The sequence below is a fragment of the Acidovorax delafieldii 2AN genome (genome assembly GCF_000175235.1).
Classification (GTDB): domain Bacteria; phylum Pseudomonadota; class Gammaproteobacteria; order Burkholderiales; family Burkholderiaceae_C; genus Acidovorax; species Acidovorax delafieldii_B.
The window spans coordinates 1-10,842 of record NZ_ACQT01000126.1 but is presented as its reverse complement, the minus strand read 5'-3'; the positions used below and the strand labels follow the sequence as shown (position 1 = coordinate 10,842).

The 10,842-nt window shown below is 65.4% G+C and carries 11 protein-coding genes; 4 read left to right on the top strand and 7 right to left on the bottom strand.

Annotated features, from left to right (window positions below; translation table 11 throughout):
* Nucleotides 1-490: amidase family protein (locus ACDELDRAFT_RS14580; protein WP_005798134.1), on the bottom strand; the 490-nt coding region annotated here is incomplete at its 3' end.
* A gap of 12 nt (nucleotides 491-502) precedes the next feature.
* Nucleotides 503-802 carry an Asp-tRNA(Asn)/Glu-tRNA(Gln) amidotransferase subunit GatC gene (gene gatC, locus ACDELDRAFT_RS14575; RefSeq protein WP_005798132.1) on the bottom strand — a complete coding sequence of 100 codons (300 nt, stop codon included), beginning with the start codon at nucleotides 800-802 and terminating at the stop codon, nucleotides 503-505.
* Nucleotides 803-1,014: 212 nt separating this feature from the next.
* Here gatC and ACDELDRAFT_RS14570 point away from each other — a divergent pair, with 212 nt between their 5' ends.
* The 4 genes from ACDELDRAFT_RS14570 (at nucleotide 1,015) to mrdA (ending at nucleotide 5,712) form a co-directional block, all read left to right on the top strand.
* Nucleotides 1,015-2,058 carry a rod shape-determining protein gene (locus ACDELDRAFT_RS14570; protein ID WP_005798130.1) on the top strand — a complete coding sequence of 348 codons (1,044 nt, stop codon included), beginning with the start codon at nucleotides 1,015-1,017 and terminating at the stop codon, nucleotides 2,056-2,058.
* Between the two features lie 137 nt (nucleotides 2,059-2,195).
* Nucleotides 2,196-3,116, top strand: coding sequence for a rod shape-determining protein MreC (gene mreC / locus ACDELDRAFT_RS14565; RefSeq protein WP_005798128.1), 921 nt, complete (start codon nucleotides 2,196-2,198; stop codon nucleotides 3,114-3,116).
* A gap of 37 nt (nucleotides 3,117-3,153) precedes the next feature.
* Nucleotides 3,154-3,672 carry a rod shape-determining protein MreD gene (gene mreD / locus ACDELDRAFT_RS14560; protein ID WP_005798127.1) on the top strand — a complete coding sequence of 173 codons (519 nt, stop codon included), beginning with the start codon at nucleotides 3,154-3,156 and terminating at the stop codon, nucleotides 3,670-3,672.
* Between the two features lie 99 nt (nucleotides 3,673-3,771).
* The gene (gene mrdA / locus ACDELDRAFT_RS14555; RefSeq protein WP_040329324.1) at nucleotides 3,772-5,712 is read left to right on the top strand and encodes a penicillin-binding protein 2; all 1,941 of its coding nucleotides are present in this window, start codon (nucleotides 3,772-3,774) and stop codon (nucleotides 5,710-5,712) included.
* Nucleotides 5,713-5,970: 258 nt separating this feature from the next.
* Here the strand turns inward: mrdA and ACDELDRAFT_RS14550 are convergent, their stop codons facing one another.
* The 5 genes from ACDELDRAFT_RS14550 to ACDELDRAFT_RS14530 form a co-directional block, all read right to left on the bottom strand.
* Nucleotides 5,971-6,867, bottom strand: a complete 897-nt coding sequence (locus ACDELDRAFT_RS14550; RefSeq protein ID WP_005798123.1) for a DMT family transporter — start codon at nucleotides 6,865-6,867, stop codon at nucleotides 5,971-5,973.
* Nucleotides 6,868-7,006: 139 nt separating this feature from the next.
* A complete protein-coding gene (locus ACDELDRAFT_RS14545; protein WP_005798121.1) occupies nucleotides 7,007-7,750 on the bottom strand; it encodes an amino acid ABC transporter ATP-binding protein in 744 nt (247 codons plus the stop codon).
* On the bottom strand, nucleotides 7,747-8,529 hold the full coding sequence (locus tag ACDELDRAFT_RS14540) for an amino acid ABC transporter permease (protein WP_005798120.1): 783 nt from the start codon (nucleotides 8,527-8,529) through the stop codon (nucleotides 7,747-7,749). The genes ACDELDRAFT_RS14545 and ACDELDRAFT_RS14540 overlap by 4 nt, the downstream gene beginning before the upstream one ends.
* A 30-nt stretch (nucleotides 8,530-8,559) precedes the next feature.
* Nucleotides 8,560-9,321 carry an ABC transporter substrate-binding protein gene (locus ACDELDRAFT_RS14535; protein ID WP_005798118.1) on the bottom strand — a complete coding sequence of 254 codons (762 nt, stop codon included), beginning with the start codon at nucleotides 9,319-9,321 and terminating at the stop codon, nucleotides 8,560-8,562.
* 250 nt (nucleotides 9,322-9,571) lie between these two features.
* On the bottom strand, nucleotides 9,572-10,330 hold the full coding sequence (locus tag ACDELDRAFT_RS14530) for a sulfite exporter TauE/SafE family protein (RefSeq protein WP_005798117.1): 759 nt from the start codon (nucleotides 10,328-10,330) through the stop codon (nucleotides 9,572-9,574).
* Nucleotides 10,331-10,842: the final 512 nt, after the last annotated feature.

Genomic DNA, 10,842 nt, shown 5'->3' with positions numbered 1-10,842 from the left:
AGGAGCCGCCGGGAATGCGGTGGGTGTCCCAGGGGTTGCGCACGGGAGCCGGGGCGTCAAAGCCCACGGGGGCGATGGCGGAGTTCTCGTTGGCCGAGCCCATGGCGAACTCGTCGCAGTTGAGCTTGCCCAGCGTCACAGCGCCGGCTTCGGCCAGGCGGGTGACCACGGTAGCGTCAAAGGGCGACTGGTAGCCCGCTAGCATCTTGGAGCCCGCGGTGCTGGGGAAGCCCTTGGTGACAAAGATGTCCTTGTGCGCAATCGGCACGCCCGCCAGGGGACCGGCGGTGCCGGCGGCAATGGCGGCGTCTTGGGCGCGGGCCTGGGCCAGGGTGATTTCGGGGTTCACTGCCACGTAGGCGCCCAGATTCTGGTGGGCTTGGGCGCGGTCGAGGAAATGCTGGGCGGCTTCGACGGCCGAGACGCGGCGTTCGCGTAACTCGGTAGCCAACTGGGCCACGCCCAGGTCATGCAATGCGGTGGAGGTCATGCGGCGGGGCTCTTACTCGATCACTTTGGGCACGAGGAACAGGCCTCGCTCGACAGCGGGGGCGCTTTGCTGGTTGGCTTCGCGCTGGTTGGGTTCGCTGGCCACGTCGTCGCGCAAGCGCAGGGCGATGTCCTGAATGGCAGCCACGGGATGCGCCAGGGGGGCGACCCCCGAGGTGTCCACAGCCCGCATCTTCTCCACGATGTCAAAGAAGCCGTTGAGCTGTGTGAGCATGCGCTCACTTTCGGATGGGGTTAATTCCAGCCGCGCCAGATTGGCAATGCGGCCGATGTCCTGGGGTGTCAGTGCCATAAGGAGAAAGAGGAGGGAAACCAGATGTAAAGCTGTGACGCCGGTCAAACCGACGAGAGTTATTCACAGGGGATGGGGTATTATCCCGGCTTTGCCGCAATACCCTCCTCCCTACCGGTCATTGTGCGAAAAAAGCGAAATTTGATCCCCACTCCCTGACACACCTGGCGATGGCAGGCCGACGTGCATGCCGTGCCTGAGAGGATTCCTGAATGTTCGGAGCTTTCCGTCGGTACTTCTCCACCGACCTTGCCATTGACCTTGGCACAGCCAACACCCTCATCTTCGCCCGCGACAAAGGCATTGTGCTCGACGAGCCTTCCGTCGTCGCCATCCGGCACGAGGGCGGACCCCACGGCAAGAAGGTCATCCAGGCCGTAGGCCGCGAAGCCAAGGCCATGCTGGGCAAGGTGCCCGGCAACATCGAGGCCATTCGGCCCATGAAGGACGGTGTGATTGCCGACTTCGTGATCACCGAGCAGATGATCAAGCAGTTCATCAAGATGGTGCACCCGCGCACGCTGTTCACCCCCAGCCCGCGCATCATCATCTGCGTGCCCTGCGGCTCCACCCAGGTCGAGCGCCGCGCCATCAAGGACGCGGCCGAGGCTGCAGGCGCCACGGCGGTGTACCTGATCGAAGAACCCATGGCCGCCGGCATCGGTGCTGGCCTGCCGGTGTCCGAAGCCTCGGGCTCGATGGTGGTGGACATCGGCGGCGGCACCACCGAGGTGGGCGTGATCTCGCTGGGCGGGATGGTCTACAAGGGCAGCGTCCGCGTCGGTGGCGACAAGTTCGATGAGGCCATCATCAGCTACATCCGCCGCAACTATGGCATGCTGATCGGCGAGCCCACGGCCGAAGCCATTAAGAAGAACATCGGTTCGGCCTTCCCGGGCTCCGAAGTGCGCGAGATGGAGGTGAAGGGCCGCAACCTGTCCGAAGGCGTGCCGCGCAGCTTCACCATTTCTTCGAACGAAGTGCTGGAAGCCCTGACCGACCCGCTCAACCAGATTGTCTCGGCCGTGAAGAACGCGCTGGAGCAGACACCGCCCGAACTGGGCGCCGACATCGCCGACCGCGGCATGATGCTCACCGGCGGCGGCGCGCTGCTGCGCGACCTTGATCGCCTGCTGGCCGAGGAAACCGGCCTGCCCGTGCTGGTGGCGGAAGACCCGCTGACCTGCGTGGTGCGCGGCTGCGGTATTGCGCTCGAGCGCATGGACCGCCTGGGCAGTATCTTCACCAGCGAGTGAGCCGGCGCGCCTGTGTCTCCACGGGCGGCATTGCCTTATTGTTTTCCATTGCATGACTGACCGCATTCGCACCAATGCCTCGTGGGCATGCATCCGTGGCGTGGCGGTCGTGCGGCCTTGCCTGAAGACTTCGTGCCATGCCGCTCGGAACCCTTGAGCGCAGCGCGCCCCCTTTCTTCAAGCAGGGACCTTCCGCCCTGTCCCGGCTGGCCCTCTACAGCGCATTGGCGCTGTTTTTGATGGTGGCCGACGCGCGCTTTCAACTGACGGGCGTCCTGCGCCAGGCCGTGGCCACCGTCTTGTATCCGGTGCAGTGGCTGATGCTTCAGCCGGTCGAGTTCGTTGCCCACGGCAGCGGGTACTTCCAGTCCTTGCGAACGGCCCAGGAGGATGCTGACGCGGCGCGGCGCAACATGGTGCTCATGTCGCAACGCGCCAACCAGGCCGACCAGTTGCTGCAGGAAAACGCGCGACTGCGGCAGCTGCTGAACCTTCGCACCCGGCTGGCCAACCCCTCACAGGCTGCGCAGGTGCTCTACGACACCGCCGATCCTTATTCGCGAAAAGTGGTGGTCGACCAGGGACAGATGGCCGGCGTGGAGCTGGGGGCGCCGGTGCTGGACGAATCGGGCGTGCTGGGCCAAGTGACTCGGGTGCACCCCTTCGTGAGCGAAGTCACCCTGCTGATTGACCGCGACCAGGCCATTCCCGTGCTGAACATCCGCACCGGTGCACGTGGCGTTGCCTATGGCGATCCGGTGGCCGGCCATGCGGGCGGCATGGAGTTGCGCTTCATGCCCGCCAACGCCGATGTCCACGAGGGCGACCTGCTGACCACCAGCGGTGTCGATGGTGTGTACCCCTCGGGGCTGCCCGTGGCCAAGGTGGTGCGCGTGGAGCGGCGCGCTGACTCCGCATTTGCCCGTATCTACTGCGCCCCTGTAGCCGGGGTGCAGGGGGCCCGCCACGTGATGCTGCTCAAGCCAATGGCTGAGCGCCTTCCCGAACGCCCGCAAGCCCCACCCGTGGCCCCGGCCAGAAAAGGAAGCCGCAAGTGAAGCGCCGCACACACGCCCTGGGCAAGGGGCTTTCGCCATGATCATGCCGCGCGGGCAGCCGCTGCTGCTGCCGGTCAATCCGGTCTTCATCGCCGCCAGCCTGGCGGCGGCCCTGGCCATCAACCTCGTGCCGCTCGGGCGCGTGACCTGGACGCCCGACATTCTCATGCTGCTGCTGGCATTCTGGGCGGTGCACCAGCCCCAGCGCATTGGCTTGGGGGTGGCGTTCGTGCTGGGCCTGTGCATGGATGTGCACCAGTCGTCGTGGCTGGGGCAGCATGCATTGGCCTACACGGTGCTGGCGTTCGGCGCCATGGTGATGAACCGCAGGCTGTTGTGGTTCAGCGTTCCGTCCCAGGCGCTGCAGGTGCTCCCGCTGTTCATGCTCGCCCACGCGGTGGAGCTGTTGCTGCGCATGGCGGGGGGCGGCATCTTTCCGGGGTTCTGGGGGGTGCTGGCACCGGCCTTGGAGGCCCTTCTGTGGCCGGTGGCCAGTTGGGTGCTTCTGGCGCCGCAGCGCCGGCCGCCCGACCGTGACGAGAACCGGCCGCTCTGAGGCTGCTGGCGTGCGCATGACGAAGTCGATCTCCTCCAGTTTCGAGGCCGCAGGTGTGCGCGAGGGCGTGGGTGCGCCTGCCGCGCAGGGATGGGCGCCTTGACCGAGATCCGCAACGTCGAGGCCGATGCATCGCGGTTCCGTGCGCGCGTGCTGGTGATCGGCGCCGTGGTCTTTCTGGCGTTCTGCCTGCTGGTGGCGCGCCTGCTCTTTCTGCAGGTGGTCCGGCATGAAGACCTTGCCGCGCAGGCGGAGAGCAACCGCACCGCCATCGTCCCCATCGTTCCCAACCGCGGGCTCATCCTCGACCGCAACGGTGTGGTGCTGGCCACCAACTATGCGGCATACACCCTGGAGATCACGCCCTCTCGGGTCGAGGTGCTGGACGAAGCCATCGACGAATTGTCCAAGGTGGTGGAGATCCAGTCCCGCGACCGGCGCCGGTTCAAGCGGCTGATGGAAGAGTCGCGCAACTTCGAATCGCTGCCCATCCGCACCCGCCTGACGGATGAAGAAGTGGCCCGCTTCGCGGCACAGCGCTACCGGTTTCCGGGCGTGGACATCAAGGCCCGCCTGTTCCGCAGCTATCCCCTGGGCGACGTGGCCAGCCACGCCATCGGCTACATCGGGCGGATCAATCAGTCGGAAAAGGCGCGCATCCAGGATTCCGACGACGAGGCCAACTACCGGGGCACCGAATACATCGGCAAGCTGGGCATTGAGCAGAGCTTCGAGTCGGCCCTGCATGGCACGACCGGCGTCGAGCAGATGGAAACTTCCGCCGGTGGACGCGCCGTGCGCAAGCTCTCGAGCCGCGCGGCCACGCCTGGCGACAGCGTGATGCTTTCCATCGACATCAAGCTGCAAAAACTCATCGAAGACATGTATGGCAACCGCCGCGGGGCGCTGGTAGCCATCGACCCCCGCAATGGCGAAATCCTTGCGCTGGTCAGCAAGCCCACCTTCGACCCCAACCTGTTCGTGGAAGGCATCGACGTCGACAACTGGACGGCGCTCAACGAATCCATCGACAAGCCCCTGCTCAACCGCGCCCTTCGTGGCACGTACCCGCCGGGCTCCACCTACAAGCCCTTCATGGCGCTGGCCGCGTTGCAATTGGGCAAGCGCTCGCCCAGCATGGTGATGAACGACCCGGGCTTCTACACCTTTGGCGGCCACACCTTCCGCAGCCATGAAGGTGGTCTGGGCGGTGTGGACATGCACCGCGCCATCCAGTTTTCGAGCAACACGTATTTCTACTCGCTGGCCGTGGACATGGGCGTGGACACCATCCACGACTTCATGAAACCGTTGGGTTTCGGCCAGAGCACCGGCATTGATCTGCATGGCGAGGTGCGCGGCACGCTGCCCAGCACCGAGTGGAAGCGCAACACCTACAAGCGCCCCGAAATGAAGCGCTGGTTCCCGGGCGAGACGGTGTCGCTGGGCATCGGTCAGGGCTACAACAACTTCACCATGCTGCAAGTGGCGCTGGCAGAAGCCACGCTGGCCAACGGCGGCATCCGCTACCGCCCCCACATGGCCAAGGCCGTGAAGAATGCGGTTACCGGCGCGGTCACCGAGATCGCCCAGCCACCGGGCGAGAACCTGGGCTATCTGGCCAAGAACGTCGAGCTGGTGCGCAATGCGCTGGTGGCCGTGAACAAGGGCGGCACCGGCACGCGTGTGTTTGCGGGAGCGCCCTACACCTCGGCGGGCAAGACCGGCACGGCCCAGGCGGTGAGCCTGGGCCAGAACGTCAAGTACAACGCCAGGGCCCTCGAAGAACACCAGCGCGACCATTCGCTGTTTGCCGCTTTTGCACCGGCGGAAAACCCCACGATTGCGCTGGCGGCGATTGTCGAGAACGCGGGCTTTGGCGCCGCGCATGCGGCCCCCTTGGCGCGCCGGGTGTTCGACTATTGGCTGCTGGGCGACTACCCCAGCGAGGAAGACATGGCCGCCGTGCAAAAGGGCCAGGCTTCGGCCCCCATCGGCAAGCCGCGCAAGGCGAGTGAAGTGCCGCTGGTGGCGCCTTGATGGTGCACTGATGTGCGGATACCTTGCTGGTTCGGCCCGCCGGGCTGTGTGGCGAGCCGGTCTGCCGAGCCTTGTGCGAAGGTAGCTCCTTGCCGCGCGCATGCCGCCACAGGGGCCGCGTATGCGCCGCTGCTGATCGGCAACACCGTACGCGCCATTCCGGATGGGTGCGATGGCGATTCAAAAACCATAGCGCACAGCCCGGTGTAGACAGGCGCAAGCGGCCTTTTTGGCAGGAAACCGTGTGGTGGCGGGTGGTCAGGCGTGCTGCGGATCGGTGGCCGGCCTGCCGGGCTGTACCTGGCTGAATACCAGGGCCGCAACGATCAGTGCGGCTCCGCTGAGCCCAGCCCAGCCCAACTGTTCGCCCAGCAGACCCCAGGCCGTGAGTGCGGCAAACACCGGTTCCAGCCCGAACACGATGGCGCTGCGCATGGCGTCCACGCGCTGCTGGCCCCAGGCCTGCAGAGTCACCACCACCACGCTGGCCAGCAGGCCCAAGTACACCAGCGCCAGCCAGCTCGATACCTGCAGGTCGCTCAGCGACAGCATCCATTGCAGGTTGCCATCGCGGGCCAGCAGCAGCGCGGTGGAGGCTGCGCACATCACGGCGGCCTGCGCAGCCGCCATGCGCGTCGCCCGCAGCGGATGCGATGCCGTGCGCCGCGAACACTCCTCCAGCAAGAGGATGTACACGGCATAGAACACCGTGCTGGCGAGGGTGAGCGAATCGCCCAGGTTCCAGGGTTCGTTCTCATGGAACATGAGCGCCATGCCCACAAACGCCATGCCGCAGGCGGCCCACAGCTGCCAGCCATAGCGGCGCCGCAGAAAGGCCATGGCGAGCAGGGGCACTACCAGCACATTGAGTCCGGTGACAAAGGCATTGCGGTTGCTGCTGGTGCGGGCCAGGCCCTCGATCTGGAGCCAGAACGCGAGGAACAGCAACAGCCCCAGCAGGCCGCCCCACAGGCGCTCGGGCGCCCGCATGCCCACCCACAGGGGCGCCAGCACGCACAGGGCGAGCGCAAAGCGCAACCAGATGATCTGCAGCGCGTCGAGGTGCGCCGACAGGAGTTTCATGGCAGGAAACGTGGTTCCCCAGACCATGGTGACGACCAGAAGGGCCAACAGTCCCATGCGTTCAGCGCGCATACAAAACGATCCTCAGCGGGTGAGAGAAACCGCCCGCGATGCGATCGGGGACGGCGGAATCGGGGGCCGACGAGAGTGGCCCGCACTGGGGCCCGGTGGGGGCGCCGCGGCATGTTCGCCGCCGGCGCGGGAGGAGGCCTCAGGCGCTCATCCGACCGATGAAGGCGCGGATGCGTTCGTTGCCGGGGTTGTTGAAGAACTCTGCGGGCGGTGCGTCGTGCGCGATGCGGCCCTTGTCGAAGAACAGCACACGGTCGGCCACTTCGCGTGCGAAACCCATTTCGTGGGTCACGACAATCATGGTCATGCCGCCGCGGGCCAGCTCGCGCATCACGTCGAGCACCTCCTGCACCATCTCCGGATCGAGCGCCGACGTAGGTTCGTCGAACAGCATTACCTTGGGTTGCATGGCCAGTGCGCGGGCGATGGCCACGCGCTGCTGCTGTCCGCCGGACAGCTGCCAGGGGTACTTCTGCGCGTGCTCGTGCATGCCGACGCGGCGCAAAAGCGCGAGCGCCTGCTCGTTGGCTTCGGTCCGGCCCAGGTGGCGCAGTCGCCGCGGTGCCAGTGCCACGTTGTCGAGTGCGCTCATGTGTCCGAACAGGTTGAACTGCTGGAACACCATGCCCACTTCGCACCGCTGCTTCTGCAGGGTGCGGGGGTCGTCCGTCACAGGCACGCCCGCGATGAGGATGGTGCCGCTGTCGTGCGGTTCCAGGCGGTTGATGGCGCGCAGCAAGGTGCTCTTGCCCGAGCCCGAGGCGCCGATGATGACGCTCACCTCGCCCGTGTTGAAGTGCGTGGACACGTCCTTGAGCACCTGGTGGGTGCCGAACGACTTGCAGACGTTCTCGGCCACGATATAGGGCGTGGGGGCGCTCATTGGATTCGCCCTTCCACGTCAAAGCGGTGCTCGATCGCGTTCGATAGCTGGGTGACCAGTGTGGTCAGCAACAGATAGGTGAGGGCCACGGTGGACAGGGTGGCAATGGGCTGGAAGGTGGCCGACTGGATGCGGTTGCCCACGTTGGTGAGCTCGACCACGCCAATGGCATACGCCAGCGACGAATCCTTGAGCAAGGCCACGAAGTTGCTCACCAGCGGGGGGAGCGATATCTTGAATGCTTGGGGGAACACGACGTCGAAGAACACGTGGCCCCGTCCCAGGCCCAGTGCGCGCGCTGCCTCGGTCTGTCCGCGCGGAACGGCGAGCAGACCCGCGCGGATGGCCTCGGCGTTGTAGGCGCCCACATTGAGCCCCAGCGCCACCACGGCGGCGGCGAAGTCGGGCAGGTTGAGCCCGGGCACCAGCACGGGCAGGGCAAAGTAGACGAACAAGATCTGGACCAGCAGCGGCGTGCCGCGGATGGCCCAGATGTAGAACCCTGCGAGCCAGCGCAGGCCGATCCAGCGCGCGGTACGCGCCAGCGCCGCCGCGGTGCCCAGCACCAGGCCCACGGTGCCGCTGATCAGCGTCAGCCACAGCGTGGTGCGCGCCCCATCGGAGAATGCCTGGGCGTTGGAGCCGATGGGTTCAGGGAAAAACGAAAGAAGCTGGCCGAGGAGGGCCAGCACGAGCACCATCAGGATCAGAGCGGCAACCAGGGTGGCGTTGCTGCGCTGGTGGCGGCTCCAGTGGTGCGGCCAGAGGGCAATGAGCATTGATCAGGGAGGGCCGGAGGGCCCCCGTTTTCAGTTACAGCGTACGTCTTCGTTGAAATACTTTTTCGACACGGCGGTGTAGCTGCCGTCGGCCATGGTTTCGGCCAGCGCCTTCGACCATGCGTCGGCCAGCGGCTGGTTGCCCTTGGCCACGGCAGAGGCGATGCGCTCAATGAACACCATCTCGCCGAGCTTGAGGCCGGCCTTGGGGTTCTTGGCCACGACTTCCTTGGCCACGAAGCGGTCGGTCACCCAGGCGTCCACGCGGTGCGAGGTGAGCGCACTGCGCGCATCCACATCGGTGGGGAAGTTCTTCATTTCCTTGATGGTCGTGACCTTCTGCACGTTTTCCAGATAGCTGGTGCCCGTTTGCACAGCGACGATCTTGCCGGCCAGGTCCTTGGCGCTGCGGATGGCCGGGTCCATGGAGATCACCATGCCGCCCGAGCAGTAGTGCGGCTCGGTGAACGTGACGGCCTTGGCACGCTCTTCGGTCACGCCGTGCGAGGCAATCACCAGATCCCAGCGGTCCTGCTTGAGGCCGGTGAGCAGCGCGTCGAAGCCGATGGTCTTCCACTCGATCTTGAGGCCCATCTTCTTGGCCACCAGTTCGGCCACTTCGACTTCGAAGCCGGTGAGCGTGGTGCCCTTGAAATAGTTGAAGGGTGCGAATTGCCCTTCGGTCGCCACAATGATCTTGCCTCCCTTCTTGATGTCATCCAGAGAGCGCGCCTGCACGGAAAAGACCGCGCAAAGTGCCAGGGTGGAGGCGATGACCTTGAAGAGTTTCATGGCAAATCCTGTCGGGGTGGTACAGATACAAAAAAACCGGCTTGCGGATCACGCAGCCGGAGCCGGGGGATAAATGTCCGCAGGTGGCGGGCGTCAAAAAACTGTCGCAATTATAAGTGGGGCCCATGCGGAGGGGCCAATTGCGGACAACCCTAGCCGCTTGCGCTGCATCAGCCAAAGGCGTGTCTGCCGTGCCGTACGCGACGGCATCGCCCCGCGTTCGTGCGTTGCACGGGAATACCCGTCCACGTCAGCGCAAGAAGGCGTCGTAGCCCGTCTTGAGGATCAGCGTACCGACCACCACGATGAAGATGCCGCGCACAAAACCTGTGCCGTGCTTGAGTGCCAGGTGGGTGCCCAGCAAGCTGCCCGCCACGTTGGCCACCGCCAGCGTCACGGCATAGTGCCACCACACGTGCCCCTTCGACGCAAACAGCGCGATGGCGGCAATGTTGGTGGCGCAGTTGAGCAGTTTGGCCGAGGCGGATGCGTTCAGGAAGTCGTAGCCCAGGAGCCGCACGAACAGAAAGACAAAGAAGCTGCCGGTGCCGGGACCAAAGAAACCATCGTAGAAACCGATGAGCAGACCGATCGCGCCAGCCGCCAGCGCTTCGGCCCGTCCTTCGAAGCGAGGGGTGTGGTGCCGTCCCAGTTCTTTTTTGGCCAGGGTGTAGGCCAGCACGCCCAGCAGCACAAGCGGCAGCAGCTTGCGCAGGAATTCGGCCGACATCACGGTGACCGCCCATGCTCCGCCGAACGAGCCCACGAACCCCGCTGCCGCCGCGGGCAGCATGGCCGACCAACGGACCTGCACCCGGCGGCTGTACTGCCAGGTGGCCATGGCCGTGCCCCATACCGATGCCGCCTTGTTGGTGCCCAGCAGCGTGGCCGGCGGCGCGCCCGGAAACGCGGCAAACAGCGCCGGCACCATCACCAGCCCGCCCCCGCCTACGATGGCATCCACAAAACCTGCGAGCAGCGAGGCCAGGGTGATAAAAATCCATTCCATCGCAGGATTCTCGCACCCCACCTGCTATCAATTTGCGGGCTCTTTGCCTTTCAAGCACGGAACGGCCACGTCGCGCGGGCAAGAAAAAAGGCGCTGGGATCGCCAGCGCCTGAAAAGAGTGCACCTCGTTGGGTGCTTGAAATGGATTGTTGGTAGAAAGATGTCTCCTCGGCCCCTCGCTTGGCACACCGAAGCGCGCTTTCGAGTGGTGCAACTGTAATGGCTGCACCCCGCTGGTGCATTGGGGGTTTCCCGCCCCCCTCCGCCGGACCTTGCCGGGCCCATGTGCACCGATCCGGGCGTTGCTGGCTGGCATGGCTCGTGCAACGCGGCCTCCACGAATAGTGAAGGAGGGTCTCCATGCGGGCGTTCATGCACCGGTTGATTGTGATCGTGTCACTGGGCCTGGGGTTGGGTCTGGGTTCTGGGGTGGGCCTGTGCGGCAGCGCCGCAGCACAGACGGCCCTGCAGATGGCTTCCGCGGGCGGAGCGCCTGCTGCGGGCCCGCCGCC